This window comes from Micromonospora sp. NPDC049836 (genome assembly GCF_044465125.1).
GTDB lineage: Bacteria > Actinomycetota > Actinomycetes > Mycobacteriales > Micromonosporaceae > Micromonospora.
In genome coordinates, this window is sequence record NZ_JBITLH010000006.1 from 331,737 (window position 1) to 352,613 (window position 20,877).

18 protein-coding genes are annotated in these 20,877 nt (G+C 75.7%); 13 read left to right on the forward strand and 5 right to left on the reverse strand.

The window, feature by feature from the left end; all coding sequences use genetic code 11:
• Positions 1–84 precede the first annotated feature (84 nt).
• On the reverse strand, positions 85–585 hold the full coding sequence (locus ACIBPB_RS18920) for a PaaI family thioesterase (RefSeq protein WP_396840861.1): 501 nt from the start codon (positions 583–585) through the stop codon (positions 85–87).
• Positions 586–641: 56 nt separating this feature from the next.
• On the opposite strand from ACIBPB_RS18920, the gene ACIBPB_RS18925 reads away from it, so the two are divergent.
• Positions 642–1,115 (forward strand): winged helix-turn-helix transcriptional regulator, encoded by a 474-nt coding sequence (locus tag ACIBPB_RS18925; RefSeq protein ID WP_396840862.1) that lies wholly within the window; start codon positions 642–644, stop codon positions 1,113–1,115.
• A 77-nt stretch (positions 1,116–1,192) separates the two neighbouring features.
• Here the strand turns inward: ACIBPB_RS18925 and ACIBPB_RS18930 are convergent, their stop codons facing one another.
• Positions 1,193–2,023: an SGNH/GDSL hydrolase family protein gene (locus tag ACIBPB_RS18930; RefSeq protein ID WP_396840863.1), complete on the reverse strand. Its 831-nt coding sequence runs from the start codon at positions 2,021–2,023 to the stop codon at positions 1,193–1,195.
• 245 nt (positions 2,024–2,268) lie between these two features.
• Here ACIBPB_RS18930 and ACIBPB_RS18935 point away from each other — a divergent pair, with 245 nt between their 5' ends.
• Complete coding sequence (locus ACIBPB_RS18935) at positions 2,269–3,324, forward strand: S1 family peptidase (RefSeq protein WP_396840864.1); 1,056 nt, start codon at positions 2,269–2,271, stop codon at positions 3,322–3,324.
• Positions 3,325–3,535: 211 nt separating this feature from the next.
• Here the strand turns inward: ACIBPB_RS18935 and ACIBPB_RS18940 are convergent, their stop codons facing one another.
• The gene (locus ACIBPB_RS18940) at positions 3,536–4,228 is read right to left on the reverse strand and encodes a DUF998 domain-containing protein (protein WP_396840865.1); all 693 of its coding nucleotides are present in this window, start codon (positions 4,226–4,228) and stop codon (positions 3,536–3,538) included.
• 34 nt (positions 4,229–4,262) lie between these two features.
• Positions 4,263–4,964 (reverse strand): hypothetical protein, encoded by a 702-nt coding sequence (locus ACIBPB_RS18945; RefSeq protein WP_396840866.1) that lies wholly within the window; start codon positions 4,962–4,964, stop codon positions 4,263–4,265.
• 168 nt (positions 4,965–5,132) lie between these two features.
• Here ACIBPB_RS18945 and ACIBPB_RS18950 point away from each other — a divergent pair, with 168 nt between their 5' ends.
• The 5 genes from ACIBPB_RS18950 to ACIBPB_RS18970 all read left to right on the forward strand — a co-directional run bounded on the left by ACIBPB_RS18950 (position 5,133) and on the right by ACIBPB_RS18970 (position 10,885).
• The gene (locus tag ACIBPB_RS18950; RefSeq protein ID WP_396840867.1) at positions 5,133–6,005 is read left to right on the forward strand and encodes a hypothetical protein; all 873 of its coding nucleotides are present in this window, start codon (positions 5,133–5,135) and stop codon (positions 6,003–6,005) included.
• A 133-nt stretch (positions 6,006–6,138) separates the two neighbouring features.
• A complete protein-coding gene (gene aspS, locus ACIBPB_RS18955) occupies positions 6,139–7,944 on the forward strand; it encodes an aspartate--tRNA ligase (RefSeq protein WP_396840868.1) in 1,806 nt (601 codons plus the stop codon).
• Between the two features lie 63 nt (positions 7,945–8,007).
• Entirely contained in the window at positions 8,008–8,820 is an 813-nt protein-coding gene (locus tag ACIBPB_RS18960) for an SDR family oxidoreductase (RefSeq protein WP_396840869.1), read from the forward strand.
• An 89-nt stretch (positions 8,821–8,909) separates the two neighbouring features.
• Positions 8,910–9,500 carry a winged helix-turn-helix domain-containing protein gene (locus ACIBPB_RS18965; protein ID WP_396840870.1) on the forward strand — a complete coding sequence of 197 codons (591 nt, stop codon included), beginning with the start codon at positions 8,910–8,912 and terminating at the stop codon, positions 9,498–9,500.
• Positions 9,497–10,885: an MFS transporter gene (locus ACIBPB_RS18970; protein WP_396840871.1), complete on the forward strand. Its 1,389-nt coding sequence runs from the start codon at positions 9,497–9,499 to the stop codon at positions 10,883–10,885. Before ACIBPB_RS18965 ends, ACIBPB_RS18970 begins: the two co-directional genes overlap by 4 nt.
• Positions 10,886–10,908: 23 nt before the next feature.
• Here the strand turns inward: ACIBPB_RS18970 and ACIBPB_RS18975 are convergent, their stop codons facing one another.
• Entirely contained in the window at positions 10,909–11,649 is a 741-nt protein-coding gene (locus ACIBPB_RS18975; protein ID WP_396840872.1) for a GNAT family N-acetyltransferase, read from the reverse strand.
• Between the two features lie 137 nt (positions 11,650–11,786).
• On the opposite strand from ACIBPB_RS18975, the gene ACIBPB_RS18980 reads away from it, so the two are divergent.
• From ACIBPB_RS18980 to alaS, 6 genes are all read left to right on the forward strand, one after another.
• Positions 11,787–11,999 carry a hypothetical protein gene (locus ACIBPB_RS18980; protein ID WP_357323709.1) on the forward strand — a complete coding sequence of 71 codons (213 nt, stop codon included), beginning with the start codon at positions 11,787–11,789 and terminating at the stop codon, positions 11,997–11,999.
• A gap of 74 nt (positions 12,000–12,073) precedes the next feature.
• Entirely contained in the window at positions 12,074–13,567 is a 1,494-nt protein-coding gene (locus ACIBPB_RS18985) for a replication-associated recombination protein A (RefSeq protein WP_396840873.1), read from the forward strand.
• A gap of 3,050 nt (positions 13,568–16,617) precedes the next feature.
• Positions 16,618–17,235 (forward strand): hypothetical protein, encoded by a 618-nt coding sequence (locus ACIBPB_RS18990; RefSeq protein ID WP_396840975.1) that lies wholly within the window; start codon positions 16,618–16,620, stop codon positions 17,233–17,235.
• 147 nt (positions 17,236–17,382) lie between these two features.
• Positions 17,383–17,844 carry a DUF948 domain-containing protein gene (locus ACIBPB_RS18995; protein ID WP_357323715.1) on the forward strand — a complete coding sequence of 154 codons (462 nt, stop codon included), beginning with the start codon at positions 17,383–17,385 and terminating at the stop codon, positions 17,842–17,844.
• 32 nt (positions 17,845–17,876) lie between these two features.
• Entirely contained in the window at positions 17,877–18,182 is a 306-nt protein-coding gene (locus ACIBPB_RS19000) for a hypothetical protein (RefSeq protein ID WP_357323718.1), read from the forward strand.
• Entirely contained in the window at positions 18,179–20,857 is a 2,679-nt protein-coding gene (alaS, locus tag ACIBPB_RS19005; protein ID WP_396840874.1) for an alanine--tRNA ligase, read from the forward strand. The genes ACIBPB_RS19000 and alaS overlap by 4 nt, the downstream gene beginning before the upstream one ends.
• The last annotated feature ends 20 nt before the right edge of the window (positions 20,858–20,877 follow it).

The following is a 20,877-nucleotide window of genomic DNA, read 5'->3' on the forward strand; positions in this document are numbered from 1 at the left end:
AAGGGGACATTGCCGACTTCTCAGGCGCCACAACTCCATGATCGCGGAAGGGGGCCGGGGCGGGGGCGGGTGGGGGTGGAGGGGTTAGGGGAGGGGGAGGAGGAGGCAGGTGGAGGTGGCGTGGGCGATGAGGCGGGACTGGGTGTCGGTCAGGCGGGCCTCGGCCAGCGCGGTACGGCGACCGCGTTGGATGACGGTGCCCTCGCAGCGCAGGGTGCCGCTGGCGACGGTGACCGGACGGAGGAACTTCACGTTCAGGTCCAGCGAGGTGTAGCCGACGCCGGCCGGCAGGGTGGTGTGCACCGCGCAGGCGGCGGCGGTGTCCAGCAGGGTGGAGATGACCCCGCCGTGCACCGTGCCGAGCGGGTTGTAGTGAAACTCCTGCGGCACCAGTTCGACGGCGACCCGACCCTCGTCCGCCTCCATTCGGGCCATGTCGATCAGATGCATGATCGGGGGTGCGGCGAGTTCGCCGGCGATCATGGCGCGCAACAATTCCAGGCCGCTGCGGCGGCCGATGTGGGCGGCCCCGGCGGCCGGGTCCGACCAGGTGAAGGTGCGGCTGCGCTGCTGCGTCTGTGTCATGGACGCAGCCTCGCAGCGCGTTGCTGAGTCTGTCAATCAGACCTAGCCTGGTCGGCATGAGACCCGCGGCACTGGACTGGTCGGTGGAGAACTGCACCATCGGGCGCGCCATGGAGATCCTCGGCGAGCGCTGGACCCTGGTGGTGCTCCGCGAGGTCTTCAACGGCGTACGCCGCTTCGACGACATGCGGGTCCGCACCGGGATCCCCCGGCAGGTGCTCACCAACCGGCTCGCCAAGCTGGTGGAGCAGGGGGTGCTGCGCCGGGAGCCCTACCGGGAACCGGGCAGCCGGGTGCGGCACGAGTACCGGCTCACCGCCATGGGGCTCGACCTCTGGCCGGTGCTGGTGGCGGTGCTGGGCTGGGGTGACCGTTACCTGGCCGACCCGGACGGCTCGCCGCTGGCGGTGGCCCACCGCGACTGCGGCGCGGAGGTCCGGGTCACGCTGCGCTGCGCCGAGGGACACGAGGTGACCGAGCCGCGCGACGTGCTGCCCCGGCCGGGCCCGGGGGCGCGCCCGCGCGTCTGACCCGCGCCCGCGCGGGGCGGGGCCGAGGCGCCACCCGGCGCGGGAGCGGTACGGTCGCGCGCCGGGTGGGGCGAGGGCTACCAGCCGAAGCCGGCGGCGTACGAGATGCTGGCGAGCACCGCCTGCCCGCTGGTGTTCGGGTGGAAGTAGTCCCAGCTGGAGACCTGGTTGAGGCTGAACGGGTAGTTGAACACGGCGTTGTCGTCGAAGTCGCAGTTCGGGCCGTACGCCGCGCACGCCTGGGCCAGTTGGGTGTTGTAGTCCACCACCCGCTGCCGGACCCGGGCCCGCCGGTCGACGTCGGCCTGGCTGGTCGAGGTCGGGTTGGCCAGCATCGACTGGCAGATGCCGAACAGCGACCAGGCGGTACGCGCGCTGCCGCTGCCCTTGCCCACGGACCAGAGGCGCTGGATGTCGGGGATGCTGAGCACGGCGACCCGGGCGTCGGGCAGGCCGGCCCGGAGCCGGTTGAGCGCGCTGTCGATGTTGGCGCGGAACGTGGTCACCGGGGTCATGCTCGACTCCGAGCCGGTGCAGGCGTCGTTGGCCCCGATGAGCATGGTGACGTACTGGACGCCCTGGCTGACCGCGCTGCCCGCCTGGCCGTACATGTCGGCGGACTTCGCCCCGGTCTTGGCGTCGTTGTGGTTGCGGCCCTGGATGGCCGGTTCGACCGCGCGGATGCGCAGGTAGTGGCTGTTCACGCTGGCGTAGTCGCCGGTGCTGAACGACCGGGAGGTGCAGTCGGAGTACCAGCCGCAGGCGTTGAACCCGCGGGTGATGGAGTCGCCCAGGCTGGCCATCGAGGTGGGCGGGGGGCCGGCGGCGGCCAGGGCGGGGCCGGACGCGAGCAGGACGAGGGCGGTGGCGCCGGCGAGGGTGGCCAGCGCGCGGCGGACGAGGGTCATGGTGGCCTCCGGATCGCGGGTGCCGAGGGGCTGTGCTGCGCCGGATCGTATCGATGGCCATCTGTGTCCACAATGTTGCGACCGGGTTGCCGGCGGCGGCCGGGCGAATTCGGGCAAAGCGAGTCTTGCTTATGATCTTAAATCTATGAATACTTTGGTCACTCGGCCGTTTCCCCAGGTCGGCCGGGTTGTCCCCGGGCGCGTACGCATGACAGCGCCCGTCACCCCCTTTCGGAGGTTGTTACATGCGACCCACGAGGTCCTCACTCCGCCGCGCCGCCGCGCTCGCCCTGACCGGCACCCTGGTCACCGGCGCACTGCTCGGCGCACCCGCCCAGGCGGCCCCCGCCTCACCCGCCTCCCCGGACACCGCCGCCGCCCTCGCCGCCACCCTCGGCGACCGGGCCGCCGGCGCGTACGCCGACGCCAGCGGCAAGATGGTCGTCGCGGTGACCGACGCCGCGGCCGCCCGGCAGGTGCGCGCCGCCGGCGCCACCCCGAAGCTGGTCACCCGGGGCGCCGACAAGCTCCGCTCCGCCACCGCCGAGCTGGAGCGGTCCGCCAAGATCCCCGGCACCGCCTGGTGGACCGACCCCGCCACCAACCAGGTGGTCGTCTCCGTCGACAGCACCGTCACCGGCGCCAAGCTCGAGCGGGTCAAGGCCGCCGCCGCCCGCACCGGCGGCACGGTCCGGGTCGAGGCCGAGCCCGGCGTGCTCACCACCCGCATCTCCGGCGGCCAGGCCATCTACACCGGTGGCTACCGCTGCTCGCTCGGCTTCAACGTCCGCAACAGCTCCGGCGTGAAGTACTTCCTCACCGCCGGGCACTGCACGAACCTGGGCTCGACCTGGTACTCCAACTCCAGCCAGACCACGGTGCTGGGCAGCCGGGCCGGCACCAGCTTCCCGGGCAACGACTACGGCATCGTGCGGTACAGCAACCAGACCACCACCCAGCCGGGCAACGTCTACCTCTACAACGGCAGCTACCAGGACATCACCGGCGCGGGCAACGCGTACGTCGGCCAGTCGGTGCGCCGCTCCGGCAGCACCACCGGCGTGCACAGCGGCAGCGTCTCGGCCACCGGCGCGACGGTGAACTACGCCGAGGGCAGCGTCTCCGGCCTGATCCGGACGAACGTCTGCGCCGAGGGCGGCGACAGCGGCGGCTCGCTCTTCGCCGGCAGCACCGCCCTGGGCCTCACCTCCGGCGGCAGCGGCAACTGCTCCTCCGGCGGCACCACCTACTTCCAGCCGGTCACCGAGCCGCTGAGCGTCTACGGCGTCAGCGTCTACTGATCGACCGCACCAGAGCGGGCCGCCGGCTGACCGGCGGCCCGTTCCGCGTCCCGGCCACCTGCCGGCCGCGCACCGTCATCGTCGGCCCGCACCCGGCCCGCCCGCCGAGGCGGTCAACCAGCGGATCGCCGGACCGGCCCGGCCCACCCGCCGACGCGGTCGACCAGCGGATCGGCGGACCGGCCCGCACCCGGCCCGCCCGCCGACGTGGTCAACCAGCGGATCGGGGGAGGCCCGGCCCGGCCCGCGGCCGGTCCCCGCCCGTCGGTCCGGCCGCGGTGCGCCCCCGGTGCGCCCGGCGCGCGGAGCCGACCGCGACCAGCGGCCAGCAGGCCACCGCGAGGGCGGCCACCCGCTCGGCCAGGCCGGTACGGGAGCCGCCGGTCACCTCCACCACGAACCAGCCGAAGAGGGCCAGCAGCAGCGCGGTCACGGCCAGCGCCACCGGCCGGCGGAACGCCCACGGCGGGGTACCGGCCGGCGCCGCGGCCACGTCCCGCCGGACGCTCCGGGGCAACCGCAGTGCCGACCCGGCCGGCCAGAGCGACAGGGCGAGCACCGCCACGGTGGCCACCGTGCCGTGCGCGGGCGAGCCGCCCACCTGCGGCCGGGGGACGGCGATCAGCGCGATGGTGGCCACCCCGCCGACGGCCAGCAGGAACCGGCTGGGCAGCCCGGCGGCGTGCAGCACCAGTGCGGTGCCCAGGTAGCAGCAGCCCAACAGGACCAGGCAGCCGCTCATGATCCACGAGTCGGTGGCGCCCGGCGCGGCCAGCTCGCTGATGGTGTCCCGGATCGGGTCGTACCCGGGTGGCTGCCGGGCGCCGGCCACCGTCCAACCTGTCATCAGCAGCACGGGCGCGGCCGCGGCGACGGCGACCGCCCAGCTCGGTACGGCACGCATCCGGCCACGGTATCCGCCGTCGCGGCGGCGCGGGTCAGGCTGGCGTTATCCGGGCGTCGGCGAGCACCGCGATCGAGGTCGGCGACTGACACTCCACCCGCAGGGTGAGGTCGTCGGCGCCCGCCACATCCGCCGTGAGCTGCCCCGGCGTGCCCTGCCGGGCGTCCACGCTGCCGCGCGCCAGCCGGTCGATCGTCCCGTCGGTCCGGCGGACGGCGACGTTCACCGTCACCCGGACGGGTGCCTGCGGGTCGTCCGGCGAGTACGCCTGGACGGTGAGCGTCAGATCCTGATAGCGGCGGCGCAGCTCGTAGGTGACCTCGCGCTGCTTGTCGTGGGCGGTGTTCTCCGGGCAGCCGACGGCGATCGCCCGGCCGAGACCGGGCTGGTCCTTCAGCGGCCGGGGCAGCGCCACGATGTTGCCGGCGCCGGCCTGCATCGGCAGGCTGTCCACGTGCACCCCACCCGAGCCGCTGGCCGGCGAGGGCGTGGGACCGGCCGCGGCGCTCGTTTGCGGGGCCGGCGCGGAGCCGGCCGCGGCGGCGGGCCCGCTCGGGGACGTTCCGTCATCCGCACCGGTCCATGTCCAGTTGCGGATGTCGCGGATCAGGGCGCCACCGGCGAAGAGCGCACCGAGGACGGTGGCGACCGCGACGGTCCACACCAGCCAGCGCGGGCCCTCACCGCCCCCGGCGCGACGGTCCGCGGTGGGCTGCTCCTTGTCGACGGTCCCCACGTCTCTCCCCGGTGTGTGTGGTCGACGCGATTGCGCCGTGTTTCTATCATCACGTCGATCCACAATCGACTCCGCGCCGCCGTGCTGTCCGGTAGGCGATAGCGCCCGCCCGTCGATCCTGGGATAACCGCAGTTCGTCCGACCGTCGCCTGTTCAGGAGAACACTTCATGAGCGATTCCCGCGAGCCGCAGGACACCCCGCCGACCCTGCCGGGCGCGAGTCGGCCCCCCGCCGCCGGCGCTACCCCGCCCGGCGCCGGGCCGCCGGCCGCCCCGCTGGGCCCCCCGCCGCCAGGCACCACGCCGCCGGGCACCGGTCTGCCCGGCCGGCCCGCCGCGGCGCCGCGGCCGGGTGGGCGGGGCCTGGCCGTGCTCGCCCTGGGCGTCGCCGGGCTGGCCCTCCTGCTCGCGCTGGGTTCGACGATCTTCGCCTGGCGGGCCATCGACCAGGCGCACGACGCGAAGGACATCGCCCTCCGACCCGCCGCCGGCACCTCGGCGGCGAGCGCGCCGGCCAGCGACGCGCCGACGGCCGCCGCGCCCACCGCCACGGGCGAGACCCCGACCGAGGACGTGCCCCGCTCGCCGGGCGAGGCGCCGCCGCTCGACGAGCGGACCGTCTACCGGCCCAGGTACGACAAGCAGCCGCTCACCTTCAAGGTGCCCTGCAACAATCGGATGTACGCGGATCTGGACGAGCCCCGGGTGATGAACGAGAGCACCGGCGCGGAGATCAAGTTCACCATGGGCTGCGGCAACACTCCCTCATACTTCACCCTTCAGGACGGGGTCGATGGGAGCGAGGACGCCAGTGCCGGCATGCTGCCGCCGGCGTGCGGCGACAAGATCCGTACCGCGCCGATCGCCACCGGGGCGGCGATCCCGGTCCGCAAGGGCACGGCGATCTGCGTGACCACCGACTACGGCAACGCCCGCGCGCACGGCGAGCCCTGGCGCATGATCCTCCTCGAGGTGATGGGCGTGGCCAACGACGGGGCGGCGACCGTCCGGGTGACCGCCTGGGACATTCCCGACGAGTGAGGCCGGCCGCCCGCCCGCCCGCGATCGAGCCACCCCGACCGGCCGCGACCGGGTTACCGGGTGGCGCGGGGCGTGCTCCGCCGAGCTGACAGAATGCGGGGGCAGCCCGTACAGCGATGAGGAGACGCCAGCCGTGATCCGTACCCACAATGCCGGAAGCCTGCGCGCCGCGGACGCCGGCTCGACGGTGACGCTCGCCGGGTGGGTGGCCCGCCGGCGCGACCACGGCGGCGTCATCTTCGTCGACCTGCGCGACGCCTCCGGTGTGGTGCAGGTGGTCTTCCGCGAGGAGGACGCGCACGCGCTGCGCAACGAGTTCTGCGTGAAGGTCACCGGCGAGGTGACCCGCCGCCCGGAGGGCAACGAGAACCCGGACCTGCCGACCGGCGAGGTGGAGGTGACCGCGACCGAGCTGGAGGTGCTCTCCGAGGCCGCGCCGCTGCCGCTGCCCGTGGACGACCAGGTCGAGGCCGGCGACGACATCCGGCTCAAGTACCGCTACCTGGACCTGCGGCGCAGCGGCCCGGCCAAGGCCCTGCGGCTGCGGTCCCGGGCCAGCCAGCTCGCCCGCACGGTGCTGCACGAGCGGGACTTCCTGGAGATCGAGACGCCGACGCTGACCCGTTCCACCCCGGAGGGCGCCCGCGACTTCCTGGTGCCCGTCCGGCTCCAGCCGGGCAGCTGGTACGCGCTGCCGCAGTCGCCGCAGCTGTTCAAGCAGCTGCTGATGGTCGGCGGCATGGAGCGCTACTACCAGATCGCCCGCTGCTACCGGGACGAGGACTTCCGCGCCGACCGGCAGCCGGAGTTCACCCAGCTCGACATCGAGATGTCCTTCGTCACCGAGGACGACGTGATCGACCTCGGCGAGGCGATCGTCACGGCGCTCTGGTCCGACCTGGCCGGCCACGAGATCTCCCGGCCGATCCCGCGGATCACCTGGCACGACGCGATGTCCCGGTACGGCTCGGACAAGCCCGACCTGCGCTACGGCGTCGAGCTGACCGAGCTGACCGACTACCTGCGCGGCACCGAGTTCCGGGTGTTCGCCGGCGCGATCGACGCGGGCGGCTACGTCGGCGCGGTGGTGATGCCGGGCGGGGCGAGCCAGACCCGCAAGGAGCTGGACGGCTGGCAGGACTGGGCCAAGGCGCGCGGCGCGCGCGGCCTCGCGTACGTGGTGCTCGACGCGGAGACCGGCGAGGCGCGCGGGCCGGTGGCGAAGAACCTGTCCGAGGCGCACCTGGCCGGCCTGGCCGACGCGGTCGGCGCGAAGCCCGGCGACGCGATCTTCTTCGCCGCGAGCACCAACACCCGGGAGGCGCAGGAGTTGCTCGGCGCGGCCCGGATCGAGATCGCCAAGCGGGCCGGGCTGGTCGACGAGAGCGCCTGGGCGTTCTGCTGGGTGGTCGACGCGCCGATGTTCGAGAAGACCGACGAGGGGAACTGGACGGCCGTGCACCACCCGTTCACCTCGCCGAACGCCGAGTGGGTGGACCGGTTCGAGGAGGCGCCGGACCGGGCGCTGGCCTACGCGTACGACATCGTCTGCAACGGCAACGAGATCGGCGGCGGCTCGATCCGTATCCACCGCGGCGACGTGCAGCAGCGGGTGTTCGACCTGCTCGGCATCACGCCCGAGGAGGCGCGGGACAAGTTCGGCTTCCTGCTGGAGGCGTTCAAGTACGGCGCCCCGCCGCACGGCGGCATCGCGTTCGGTTGGGACCGGGTCTGCATGCTGCTGGCCGGCGCGGACTCGATCCGCGAGGTCATCGCGTTCCCGAAGACCCGGGGTGGCTTCGACCCGCTGACTGGCGCGCCCACGCCGATCACCGCCCAGCAGCGGGCCGAGGCCGGCATCGACGCCAAGCCGAAGGCGCCGACCGGCCCGCACGCCGGCACCGCCGGCCCGGCCGCCCCGGTGGCAGACCCAACCTGATCCGGCTCCGTCGAAAGGCCCGCGTCATGATGACGCGGGCCTTTTCGATCATCAGGGGGACGGATGAACCTGCTCGTGGTGGGCGCCAGCGGCTTTCTCGGCGCCGAGGTGTGCCGGCAGGCGGTCGGTGCCGGGCACCGGGTGGCCGGCACGTACCACTCGGCCGTCGTCGCGGTGCCCGGCGTCGCGCCGCACCGGCTCGACGTCACCGACCGCGCCGCGGTGCGCGCGCTGCTGACCGGGGTACGCCCCGACGCGGTGGTCAGCACCCCGTACCGCTTCGACGACTGGGCGGTCACCGCCGACGGGGCGGCCCACGTCGCGTCCGCCGCGGCCGAGGTGGGGGCGCGGCTGGTGCACCTGTCCAGCGACGCGCTGCACGGCGGGCGTCCCGAGCCGTACGCCGACGATGAGCCGCCGACGCCGGTGTATCCGTACGGGGCGGCGAAGGCGGCGGCCGAGACGGCGGTGCGCGTGGTCGATCCGGGCGCGCTGCTGGTGCGGACCTCGCTGATCCTGGGGGAGGGGAGCAAGCAGATCGCGCGCTGCCGGGACGCGCTCGTCGGCCGGGCCACGCTGTTCAGCGACGAGATCCGCTGCCCGATCGACGTGGCCGACCTGGCCGCGGCGGTGCTGGAGCTGCTGCCGACCGAACTGGCCGGCCCGCTCAACGTGGCCGGCCCGGACGAGGTCAGCCGCGCCGACATCGGGCGGCTGCTGGCCGGCCGGCTCGGCGTCGACCCGGCCGGGCTGCGGACCACCACCACGGTGGCTGCCGGCCTGGTCCGCCCGGTCGAGGTACGCCTCGACTCCGCCCGGGCCGCCGGCCTGCTGCGGACCCGGCTGCGCGGGGTCGAGGAACTGTTCGCCTGCTGACCACGGCCGGGCCCAGCCCTGCGGTCCGCATGCACACTTTCTGTGCACAAGACTTGTGCACAGAAAGTGTGCACAGCTATTCTGCATTCATGGACAGCGACAGGACACCGGCACCGCGCGAGGTCCGGCTCGATCACCGGCAGGTGCGCGTGCTCGCCCACCCGCTGCGGATGCGCCTGCTCGGCGCGTTGCGGGTGAAGGGGCCGGCGACCGCCACCACCCTCGCCACCCTGCTCGACACCAACACCGGCGCGACCAGCTACCACCTGCGCCAGCTCGCCGAGGTGGGCCTCGTCGTGGAGGACCCGGACCGAGGCACCGGCCGGCAGCGCTGGTGGCGGGCCGCGCACGACGTCACCAACTGGGAAGCGAGCGACTTCGACGACGACCCGGACGCCCGCGCCGCGATCGACTGGATCCAGGGCGACCAGGTCCGCCTGCTGGCCGGGCACGCCGAGCAGTGGTTCGCCACCCAGCACGAGTGGTCGGCGGAGTGGCGGGACGCGTTCGGCATGAGCGACTTCTTCCTGACCGTCCCGGCCGCCCGGCTGGCGGCGATCGAGGCCGAGCTCTGGGCCGTCCTGGAGCGGCACCGGCAGGAGGCCGACCCGACCGAGCCCGGCGCCGAGCGGGTCCAGATCTTCGTCGCCGCCTACCCCATGCAGAAGGAGTTCCGGTGACCGCGCTCTCCGTACGCCAGGTCCGGTTCCGTTACCTCACCCTCTACGGCCTGCGCTGGCTGCCCGCCGGCCTGACCATCCCGGTGATGATCCTGCTGATGCAGGAACGCGGCCTGTCGCTGTCCCAGATCGGCCTGGTCGCCACCGCGCAGGGCCTGGTGGTGCTGGCGCTGGAGCTGCCCACCGGTGGCTTCGCCGACGCCCTCGGCCGCAAACCGGTGCTGATCGCCGCCTGGGTGGTCTGCCTGGCCTCGCTGGCGCTGTTCGCCGTGGCCGACTCGTTCTGGCTGTTCGCTCTGGTCTGGGCGTTGCAGGGCATCTACCGGGCGCTCGACAGCGGCCCGCTGGAGTCCTGGTACGTCGACGCCACCCTGGCCGCCGACCCGAAGGCCGAGTACGAACGGGGCCTCGGCTGGGCCGGCACCGTCGCCGGCATCGCCATCGGCGCCGGTGCGCTGCTCGGCGGCGGTCTGGTCGCCCTCGGCCCGATCGGCCCGGTCAGCGCGCTGACCCTGCCCGTACTGGTGGCCATCGCCCTGCAGGTGGCGGCGCTGGTGGTGCTCACCGTGCTGCTGGTCGAGGAGCGGCCGGCGAAGGGGCGCGCGGCGCTGCGGAACTCGGTGGTCGAGGCGCCCCGGATGGTCGGCCAGGCGTTCGGCCTGCTGCGCCGCAACCGGGTGCTGTTCGCGCTGGTCGCCGTCGAGCTGTTCTGGGGCTTCGGCATGGTCACCTTCGAGTCGCTGCTGCCGGTGCGTCTCGCCGAGGTGGTCGGTGGCGCCGACCGGGCCGCCGCGCTGCTCGGCCCCGCCGGCTCGGCGGCCTGGCTGGCCAACGCGGCCGGCGCCGCACTGACCCCGCTGCTGCTGCGGCGCCTCGGTGCCGCGCCCGCCGCCGCGCTCATGCGGGTGCTCCAGGGCGGCACGGTGGTCGGGATGGGCCTGCTCGCCGGCCCGGTCGGGGTGCTCATCGCCTACCTGGCCTGCTACACCGTGCACGGCGCGTCGAACCCGCTGCACATGGGCCTGCTGCACCGCCAGGTCGACGGGCCGTACCGGACCAGCGTGCTCTCGCTGAACTCGATGATGGGCCAGCCGGCCGGTGCGCTCGGCGCGGTGGTGCTGACCGCCGTGGCGGACCGCGCCAGCGTCGGCACGGCCATGCTGGTCGGCGCGGTGGTACTCGCCCTGGCCGCCCCCCTCTACCTGCCGGCCTGGCGGGCGAACCGGGCGGCCGCGACCGCCGCCGGCGCGCCGGCCGGGTCCGGGCCGGACCCGGCGGAGGCCGCCGGGGCGACCCCGGTCGTGGCGACCGGACCCGAGGGCAGTCTCGCCGGCCCCGCGCCGGTGTCCGTGCCCGCCGCGGACGCCGGCACCCGGTCCGCCTGACGGCCGGGCCGGCGGGACGACGGTCAGCCCAGGTGCACCGAGGTACGGGGCTCGGTGCGGGTGAAACCGAGGCGGCGGTAGAGCCGGATCGCGCCCACGTTGTCGGTGTAGACGCCGAGCGCGACGTGGTCGTACCGGCCCAGCAGGGCCCGGGTCATCCCGGCGGTCAGCGCCGCGCCGAGGCCCCGGCCCCGCCGGTCGGCCGCCACGGTGAGGCCGGCGAGGAAGCCGATGTCGCCCCGGCTCCGATCCGCGCCGGCGGCCACCAGCCGGTCGCCGGCGCGGATGCCGTACCAGTCGACGACGCGCGGGTCGCCCGGCCGGGACGTGGTGCTGGGGAACGCCGCGTCGATCAGCGCGTCGAGCGCCGGGTGGTCAGCCTCGGTGAGGCGGACCACCCGGTCCTCCCCGGCCTGCTCCGGCGGGGCCGTCGTGGTCCAGCGGAAGTCCCACTCGTCGAGCCGGGCCACCGTGAGCCGGCCGGCCACCTCCGCCGGGGTGGCACGCGGCAGGTGCAGCCACTGGCCGGCGTGCAGCGTCCCGTCCGCGACGAGGCCGGCGAAGACGTCCAGCGCCGGTCCCGCCGGCCCGACCGCGCCACCGGCCGGCCCCTGCCCGGGCGGGAGCAGCCAGCCCACCGCGCCGTCGCGCCGCCACCCCCGCGCCTCGTGGTCGCGCCAGAGCGCGTGGCGGGCGTACGGGTGGTGTCCGGTGGCGGCGAGCAGGGCCTCCCGCCCCGCCAGCACCTGCTCGGCGGTGATCACGCGGTCAGCCTACGAGAGCGCGGATCCCGGCCACCGACCCGCTCCGGGCCGCCCGGTCCAGCGTGGAGATTGACGAACAGACCGATCGGGTACATCCCTCGCCGACCCCATAGGGACCCCCCACCGGAGGAACGACCATGCTCGCCATTCTCGCGGCCATCGTGTTCGGCTTCGCGCTGCTGCTCGACTTCCTGGACACGAACCTCGGCGCTCCCGACCTGTTCAACGTGCACACCCTCATGCTCATCGGTTTTCTGCTGCTCTCGCTCTACCTGGCCGGGGTCGGCAACGGCCCGGGCACCGGCGGCCGGGGCCGCTGGTACCGCGGTCGCCGTCCCGGCCGCGGCTGACCGGAACGGATCACCGGGGCCCGGCCCACGGCGCGATTCCAGCGCCGTCGGCCGGGCCCGGTACTGTTCTCGTGATGGAGTCCGACGCCCTCTTCACCCTCGGCGAACCCGCCGGCGCGCCCCCCGGCGGCCCCGCGGGTTCCCCCGGCGTCGACCCGTTCTCCGCCACCCGGCCGGACGCTCCGCTGCCGGTCCGGATGCGCCCGGCCGGCATCGACGAGCTGGTCGGCCAGGAACACCTGCTCGCCCCGGGCGCCCCGCTGCGGCAACTGGTCGAGGGCGCCGCGCCGATGTCGGTGATCCTGTGGGGGCCGCCCGGCAGCGGCAAGACCACCATCGCCCACCTGGTGGCCCGGGCCACCGACCGGCGGTTCGTGGCCATGTCCGCGCTGACCGCCGGGGTCAAGGACGTCCGGGCCGTGATCGACACCGCGCGGCGGCAGCGCCGGGCCGGCGGCCCGCAGACCGTGCTCTTCATCGACGAGGTGCACCGGTTCAGCAAGACCCAGCAGGACTCGCTCCTCGCCGCGGTCGAGGACCGGACGGTGACCCTGCTGGCGGCGACCACCGAGAATCCGTACTTCTCGGTCATCTCGCCGCTGCTGTCCCGCTGCGTGCTGCTCACGCTCCAGCCCTTGGACGACGACGCCGTACGCGGCCTGCTGCGCCGCGCGGTGGCCGACGAGCGCGGCCTGAACGGCTCGCTGACCCTGGCCACCGAGGCGGAGGACCACCTGGTCCGGCTCGCCGGCGGCGACGTCCGCAAGGCGCTCACCGCGCTGGAGGCGGCGGCCGCCTCCGCCGCCGCGCGCGGCGCCGACCGGATCGACCTGGCCACCGCCGAGCAGGCGGTCGACGTGGCCGCCGTCCGGTACGACCGGGACGGCGACGCCCACTACGACGTGATCAGCGCGTTCATCAAGAGCATGCGCGGCTCGGACGTGGACGCCGCGCTGCACTGGCTGGCCCGGATGCTGGTGGCCGGGGAGGACGCCCGGTTCATCGCCCGCCGCCTGGTGATCTTCGCGAGCGAGGACGTCGGTATGGCCGACCCCACCGCGCTCACCGTGGCCACCGCCGCCGCGCACGCGGTCGAGTACGTCGGGCTGCCCGAGGTCCAGCTCAACCTCGCGCACGCGGTCATCCACCTGGCCACCGCCCCGAAATCGAACTCGGCCACCACCGCGATCGGCGCGGCGATCGCCGACGTCCGCGCCGGCCGGGGCGGGCCGGTGCCGCGAGGGCTGCGGGACGCGCACTACTCCGGGGCACGTGGGCTCGGGCACGGCGCCGGATACCGCTACCCGCACGACGACCACCGGGGGGTGGTCACCCAGCAGTACGCTCCGGACGATCTCGTGGGGGCCGACTACTACCGGCCGAGCGGGCACGGCGCGGAGCGGGCGGTGGCCACCCGGCTGCCGTTGCTGCGCCGGATCGTGCGAGGGCTGCCGACGCCGGCGGCCCGTGCGGAGCCGGCCACCGAGAGTGTCGGGGCGACCGCCCCGCAGCGGGGCGACGGGGCGAATGAGGGCGACGGCGCTGCCGTCGGGGAGGGTCAGCAGTGATGGCGCGTGGTCCTGAGCGGCCGGAAGACGGCCCGGAGGAGCGGCGCGACCCTCGTGCCAAGGGCCGCCGGTGGGGGCGGGGCAAGGCCGACGCGGAGCCCGACGAGGCCGCCGTCGGCGAGGAGTTCGGCTGGATCGACGACCTGCGGACCGCGAAGCAGCAGCGGGCCGAACTCGGCCCGGACGGGGACCTGCCCGCGGCGCCCCCGCGCGGCGCGGTGCCACCGGCCGCCGCCGGGCCGGTACCGCCCGCGTCCGAACCACCGCCCGCGGCCCGTCCCGGCCCGGTGCCGCCGCCGGCCGCCGGCCACCCCGGCCCGGTGCCGCCGGCCGCCGGCCGGTCGGGCCCGGCCGGACCGCCGGTCCGGCGTGGACCGGCCGACGCCGCGGCGGCCACCCCGCCGGCCCGTCCCGGCCGGCCGGACCCGGGCGCGGCCCGGCGCGGCCCGGTGGAGGCCTTCTGGCCGGGCGCTTCCGAGCCCGGCCAGCATCCCGCCGAACCACCCCGACGGGGCGAGGCGCCGACCGGTCAGCAGCCGCCCCTGCCACCGCCCGCTGCCCGAGCCGCGGGCCCGGACGGCCGGCTGACGCCGCCCACCGGTCGCGGCGGCCCGGTGCCGCCGGTCGGTCGCGAGCCCGACCGGGGTGGCCCGGTGCCGCCGGTCGGCCGTGAGCCGCGCCGGGGTGGTCCCGTGCCGCCGGTCGGCCGTGAGCCGGGCCGCGAGTCCGGCCGGGGTGGTCCGGTCCCGCCGGTCGGTCGTGAGCCGGGCCGGGGTGGTCCGGTGCCGCCCGCCGGCCCGGAGTCTGGCCCGGGTGCTGCTCCGGTGCCGCCCGCCGGCCCCGAGCCGGGCCGCGGCGGCCCGGCCCGGCCCCGGGGCGCCGGATCATCCGGCCGGGCTCGCGGCGCGGCCGCACCCGGCCCGGACCGTGGCCCGGCGCCGGTGCCGGAGCGCCCGGGCGCGGGCCCCGGCTGGCCGACCGGCGTCGACCTGCCCCCGGCCGGGCCGGGGGTTCCGGTCCCGCCCACGCCGCGTGGCCGGCACGGCGCCGAGAGCGCCGTCGACCCGGCCGTGCGACCCGTCTCGGGCGGCGCCCGGCGCGCCGCCCCCACCGGCGGTGGGGCCGGCGTCCGGCCGGTCTCCGGCGCCGGCCACCGCAGCGACCCGGCTGCCGGCCGGCCGGGTCCGGGCGGTGTCGAGCCGGGCGTCCGGCCGGTGTCCGGTGCCGGTCGGCGGTCGCTGCCCGACGGGGTCGAGGGCGGCGTCCGTCCCGTCTCCGGGGCCGGCCGTCGGGCCGCCGTCGGGCCCGAGACCGGTCGCACCGCGGTGCCGCCGGTCCGCGCCGCCGCCGCGCCGCCCGCTGCCGGCTATCCGGTCGTCGACCCGGTCACCGGCCGGCCCGGGCCGGCCGAGGCCGAGCCCCGGCGCCGCCATGCCCAGGCCGACCCCGCCGACGAGAGTGTGTCCCGGGTGGGCGGTCCGGCCGCCGGCCGCGCCGGCGGCCGTCGCCGCGCCGACGAGCCCGAGCCGCCGCCGGCGGTGCCGCGCAGCGGCAACGCCCCACCCGTTCCGAGCGTCCCGCCCGCCGGTCGCGGCGGCGCGGTCCCGCCCGCCGCCCGGCGGGCCGGCCCCGACGACCCAGCGTCGCCCGCCGGCCGCCGGCCGCTCCCGGACGATCCGGCGGCCCCGCGGGCCGGGCGCGCACCGGGGGAGCCCACCATGCCGCCGGCCGGCCGGCGCGCCCCCGACGGGCCGCCGGCCCGAGCCGGCCGCCGGACCACCCCCGACGCCCCGGCCATGCCGCCCGCCGGTAGGGACACCATGCCGCCCGCCGGTCGGGGCGCGATGCCGCCCGCCGGCCAGGACGCGATGCCGCCCGCCGCTCGGGGCGCCATGTCGCCCGCTGGCCGGGATGCGATGCCACCTGCCGGCCGGGATGCGATGCCGTCAGCCGGCCGCCGGACCGCCCCCGAGGAGCCAGCCCTCCGCGGCGGCCGCCGTGCCGGACCCGAGGACGTGACCGGTCGCCGTGCCGGACCCGAGGACGTGACCGGTCGCCGTGCCGGACCGGAGGATGTGACCGGTCGCCGTGCCGCGCCCGAGGACACGACCGGCCGCCGGCCGGTGCCGGACGACCCGGCCGGCCGCCGTGCCGCGCCGGAGCCGCCGACGGGCCGGCCGGTCGGTGCCGCTTCCGGACCGCGCCGGGGCGCCCACGAGCCGGCCGGCGAGCCACGGCCGCGGCCCGAGCGGCCGGCCGACTGGCTGCGGCAGGCCGGGCGTACCCCGCACAGCGATCCCGCCACCCCGGTGGCCGGCCGACCCACCGGCTCGCCGGTCGGCGCGCCGACCACCGAGGAGGGCCCGCCCACCGGCGCCAACCGTGCCCCGAACGCGCGGACCGGTGCCGCCGCGCCCCCGGACCGGGCGCGTCCCGCACGCGGCGCCGCGCGCCCCGGCGGCCCGGCCGGGCGAAACGCGGCGGCGCCGGAGGCCGGCCGGGCCGGTGCACCGGCCGGTGTGGACGCCGGCCGGGCCGGTGGCCCGCCGCCCGGCGGCGATCCCGCCCGCCCCGCCAACCCACCCGGCGGACGCGGCGGGCCGGCGGCCCAGCCCGGCCGTCCGGGGCCGGCCGGTGGTGACCCGCGGGCTAACGGCCCGGCCCGCCCCGGCCCGGACAGCGCGCCGCCGCCAGGTGGACCGGCGTCGGCACCGGGCCCGCGTGGCGGGGCCCCCCAACCCACGGTGGCCCGGGCGGCCGCCGCGGTCGCCCCGCCCGGCGTACCCGACGAGCGGCCGGCCGGGCGGGTCGGCCCGCATCCGCCGGAGCCCGCCCGGCCCGGCCCGGCCGGCCCGGCGGTCGTGCCCCCGGCGAGGGCCGGCGCGCCCGTGGCGGCCCGGGCGGCGGCGGTCGTACCGCCCCGGGAGCCGGGGCAGGCCGCACCGGAGGGCGCGACCGGACCCGCGCTGCGGCGAGCCGAGTCCGACCCCGGGCAGCCGCCCACCGAGGCCGGCGTCCTGCGCGGCGCGCGGTCCGAGCTGCGTCGCCAGATGCGCGAGCGGCGGCGGCTGCGGATGGGCATCCTCGCCCTGGTCAGTCTGGTGCTGCTCGGCGCGGTCCCGCTCTACTTCGGGCTGCGCGCGCTCAGCCACGACCCGGTCTTCGACACCCTCGACGCGCTCGCCGTGCCGTCCTGGGCGGCGAACGACACCGTCGACAACGTCAGCGGCAGCCGCTGGTGCCTGCAGGACTGCCGGCTGCGGGAACGCACCGTCGAGTCGGAGAAGGCCTGGAAGGAGACCGCCGAGGTCTACCAGCAGGCGCTCGGCCGGGACGGCTGGCGGCGGTGGAAGGTGGACCGCTGCCCGGAGCAGCCGGTCAAGGGCAGCTACACCTGCTGGCGGCGCGACGAGCTCACCCTCGACCTGTGGGTCCGGGATCCCACCTGCGTGCCGCCACCGGTCGGCGGGGAGCCGGCACCGACTCCGGCACCCACGCCCGCAGCGGAGAAGTGCACCGGGTCGTTGGTGTCGGTGAAGGTCCGCAACGCGATCGACGACGAGCGGACCGGACCACAGCCGAGCACCGACCCGTCACTCACCGGTGAGGATCCGTACCCGACCCTCACTGACGATCCGCTCGGCGAGCTGACACGCTCACCGTCGTGAGCCGGTTTCCATCACGGACGGTAGGGTCTGGGGCTGGCGGAACCGCCCGCGCCCGTTGACGGTGGGTCGGCGTGGGACGAAGTGGGTAGGACGGTCGCGCGTCCCGGGGCGTCGGGCCCCGGGACCCTGCTTGAGGAGGACATGCGCGTGAGTGGTGGAGAGATCGCCGCACTGATCGCGGCCGGCGCGTTCCTGATGCTGGTGCTCGTGCTGGCGGTGCCGATCCTGCGGCTGCGGCACACCGTGGACGCGACGACCCGCATGATCACCGAGCTGAACGACCGCACCACCCCCCTGCTCGGTGACGTCAACACGACCGTGAAGAACGTCAACACCGCGCTGGAGCAGGTGCAGACCTCCCTCGACGGGGTCAACCTCCAGCTCGCCAAGGTGGACACCATGACCACCCACGCGCAAAACGTCACCGCGAACGTGGCGAATCTGGCCGCCGTGGTCTCGGCCGCCGCCGCGAACCCGCTGGTCAAGGTGGCGGCCTTCGGTTACGGCGTGCGCAAGGCCGCCTCCGCCCGTCGGCACGCGGAGACCGAGCGTGAGGTGCGCGACACCATCAAGCAGCAGCGCCGGGCCGCCAGGCGCGGCAACCGCTGACCCGGGCCGGCGCACAGCGGGAGGATGAGAGCATGAGGCGGTTGTTCTGGCTGGGCGTCGGCCTGGCCGTGGGTGTGCTGGTGGTGCGCAAGGCCACCCGCACCGCGCAGGCGTACACGCCGGCGGGCATCGCCAGCGGGCTGTCCGAGTCCGCCGGCGGCCTGGTCGAGTCGGTCCGGGGCTTCGTCGAGGACGTCCGCGCCGGGATGGCCGAGCGCGAACAGGAGATCCACGAGGCCTTCGCCCGCGGCGAGGCGTACGACGACCAGTTCGCCGACCTGCGCGAGGACCCGCGCATCGGCGACCGAGAGATTTTCCCGGAGGAGCACCAGCGATGAAGACGGCGGAGATCAAGCGGCGGTACCTCGCCCACTTCGAGGCGAATGGCCACGCCGTGGTGCCGTCCGCTCCGCTGCCCGCCATCAGCGACCCGAACCTGCTGTTCGTCAACGCCGGCATGGTGCAGTTCGTCCCCTACTTCCTGGGCCAGCAGACCCCGCCGTACCAGCGCGCGGTCAGCGTCCAGAAGTGCATCCGCACGCCGGACATCGACGAGGTCGGCAAGACCAGCCGGCACGGCACGTTCTTCCAGATGAACGGCAACTTCTCCTTCGGCGACTACTTCAAGCAGGGCGCGATCCCGCTGGCCTGGGACCTGGTCACCAAGCCGGTCGAGGCGGGCGGCTTCGGGCTGGACCCGGAGCGGATCTGGCCGACGGTCTACCTCGACGACGACGAGGCGTTCCAGATCTGGCGTTCGGTCGGCGTGCCCGCCGAGCGGATCGTCCGCCGCGGCAAGGCGGACAACTTCTGGTCGATGGGCATCCCCGGCCCGTGCGGCCCCTGCTCCGAGCTGTTCTACGACCGCGGTCCCGAGTACGGCCGCGAGGGCGGGCCGGCGGTCGACGAGGACCGCTACATGGAGTTCTGGAACCTCGTCTTCATGCAGTTCGAGCGGGGGCCCGGCACCGGCAAGGAGGATTACCCGATCCTCGGTGAGCTGCCGGCGAAGAACATCGACACCGGCATGGGCCTGGAGCGGATGGCCTCGATCCTGCAGGGCGTCGACAACCTCTACGAGATCGACGAGGTCCGGCCGATCCTCGCCCGGGCCGCCGAACTGACCGGCAAGCGGTACGGGGCGCACTCCGGCCACGTGGCCAGCGAGTCGCACCCGGACGACGTGCGGCTGCGGGTGATCGCCGACCACGTGCGGACCGCGCTGATGCTGATCGGCGACGGGGTGACCCCGTCGAACGAGGGCCGCGGCTACGTGCTGCGCCGGATCATGCGCCGGGCCATCCGGGCGGTGCGCCTGCTCGGCTACCAGGACCGGGCGCTGCCCGAGCTGCTGCCGGTGGCCCGGGACTGCATGGCCCCGTCGTACCCGGAGCTGGCCGAGGACTTCGGCCGGATCTCCCAGTACGCGTACGCCGAGGAGGACGCCTTCCTCGCCACGCTGCGGGCCGGCACCACGATCCTGGACACCGCGATCGCCGAGACCAAGTCGGCCGGGCAGGCCGCCATCTCCGGTGACAAGGCGTTCCAGCTGCACGACACGTACGGCTTCCCGATCGACCTGACCCTGGAGATCGCGGCCGAGCAGGGCCTGCAGGTCGACGCGGACGGCTTCCGCCGGCTGATGGCCGACCAGCGCAACCGCGCCAAGGCCGACGCGCAGGCCCGCAAGACCGGCCACACCGACGTGTCGGCGTACCGGTCGGTGCTCGACGGCGGCGGGCCGGTCGAGTTCACCGGCTACACCGAGCTGACCCGGGAGTCGCGGGTCCGCGCCCTGCTCGCCGGCGGCGCGCAGGTCGACGCGGCGGTCGAGGGGGACACCGTCGAGCTGGTGCTCGACACCACCCCGTTCTACGCCGAGGGCGGCGGCCAGCAGCCCGACCAGGGTCTGATCACGGTCGGCGGCGGGCAGGTCGAGGTCTTCGACGTGCAGCAGCCGGTGCCCGGGTTGATCGTGCACCGGGCCCGGGTGGTCCGGGGTGAGGTGCGCGCCGGGGAGAGCGGGTACGCCGAGATCGACGCGTCCCGCCGGCGGGCGATCTCCCGCTCGCACACCGCCACCCACCTGGTGCACCAGACGATGCGCAACTTCCTCGGCGAGTCGGCGACCCAGGCGGGTTCGCTGAACGCGCCGGGCCGGCTCCGGTTCGACTTCAACACCCCGACCGGGGTGGCGCCGAGCGTGCTGCACGACGTGGAGCAGCAGGTCAACGAGGTGCTCCTGGCCGACCTGGAGGTGCACGCCTTCATCACCAGCCAGGAGGAGGCGCGCCGGATCGGCGCGATGGCGCTGTTCGGCGAGAAGTACGGCGAGCGGGTCCGGGTCGTCGAGGTCGGCGACTACGCCCGCGAGTTGTGCGGCGGCACGCACGTGGCCCGCTCCGCCCAGCTCGGCCTCGTGAAGATCCTCTCCGAGGCCTCGGTGGGCTCGGGTGTCCGGCGGATCGAGGCCCTGGTCGGCATGGACGCGTTCGGCTTCCTGGCCCGCGAGCACCTGCTGGTGTCCCGGCTGGCGGAGCTGTTCCGGGTGCCGGGCGAGCAGGTCGCGGACCGGGTCGAGCAGACCGTCACCCAGCTGCGCGACGCCGAGAAGGAGCTGGAGAAGCTCCGCGCCCAGCTGGTGCTGGGCGGTGCGGCGAGCCTCGCGGCCGGGGCGAAGGACGTGCGGGGCGTGGCGTACGTGGGCACCGAGGCGCCCGAGGGCGCGGCCGCGAACGACGTACGCACCCTGGCCCAGGAGATCCGCGGCCGGATCGACCCGGCCCGTCCGGCGGTGGTCGGGGTGGCCGCCCGTGCCAACGGCAAGGCCTCCCTGGTGGTGGCCGTCAACCAGGCTGCCCGTGGTCGTGGCCTGAGCGCGAAGGACCTGGTGAAGGCCGCGTTCTCCGGTCGGGGCGGCGGCAGCGACGACCTGGCCCAGGGCGGCGGCCTGCCGGCCGGGGAGGCGCCGAACCTGCTGCTGACCGTGGAGAAGGCGATCGCCGACGCGTGATGGTGAGACCGATCGACGCC

Coding starts and splice junctions, on each gene's coding strand:
- ACIBPB_RS18920 (WP_396840861.1), bottom strand. CDS start 585: ATGACACAGACGCAGCAGCGCAGCCGCACCTTCACCTGGTCGGACCCG.
- ACIBPB_RS18925 (WP_396840862.1), top strand. CDS start 642: ATGAGACCCGCGGCACTGGACTGGTCGGTGGAGAACTGCACCATCGGG.
- ACIBPB_RS18930 (WP_396840863.1), bottom strand. CDS start 2,023: ATGACCCTCGTCCGCCGCGCGCTGGCCACCCTCGCCGGCGCCACCGCC.
- ACIBPB_RS18935 (WP_396840864.1), top strand. CDS start 2,269: ATGCGACCCACGAGGTCCTCACTCCGCCGCGCCGCCGCGCTCGCCCTG.
- ACIBPB_RS18940 (WP_396840865.1), bottom strand. CDS start 4,228: ATGCGTGCCGTACCGAGCTGGGCGGTCGCCGTCGCCGCGGCCGCGCCC.
- ACIBPB_RS18950 (WP_396840867.1), top strand. CDS start 5,133: ATGAGCGATTCCCGCGAGCCGCAGGACACCCCGCCGACCCTGCCGGGC.
- ACIBPB_RS18960 (WP_396840869.1), top strand. CDS start 8,008: ATGAACCTGCTCGTGGTGGGCGCCAGCGGCTTTCTCGGCGCCGAGGTG.
- ACIBPB_RS18965 (WP_396840870.1), top strand. CDS start 8,910: ATGGACAGCGACAGGACACCGGCACCGCGCGAGGTCCGGCTCGATCAC.
- ACIBPB_RS18980 (WP_357323709.1), top strand. CDS start 11,787: ATGCTCGCCATTCTCGCGGCCATCGTGTTCGGCTTCGCGCTGCTGCTC.
- ACIBPB_RS18985 (WP_396840873.1), top strand. CDS start 12,074: ATGGAGTCCGACGCCCTCTTCACCCTCGGCGAACCCGCCGGCGCGCCC.
- ACIBPB_RS18990 (WP_396840975.1), top strand. CDS start 16,618: ATGCGCGAGCGGCGGCGGCTGCGGATGGGCATCCTCGCCCTGGTCAGT.
- ACIBPB_RS19000 (WP_357323718.1), top strand. CDS start 17,877: ATGAGGCGGTTGTTCTGGCTGGGCGTCGGCCTGGCCGTGGGTGTGCTG.
- alaS (WP_396840874.1), top strand. CDS start 18,179: ATGAAGACGGCGGAGATCAAGCGGCGGTACCTCGCCCACTTCGAGGCG.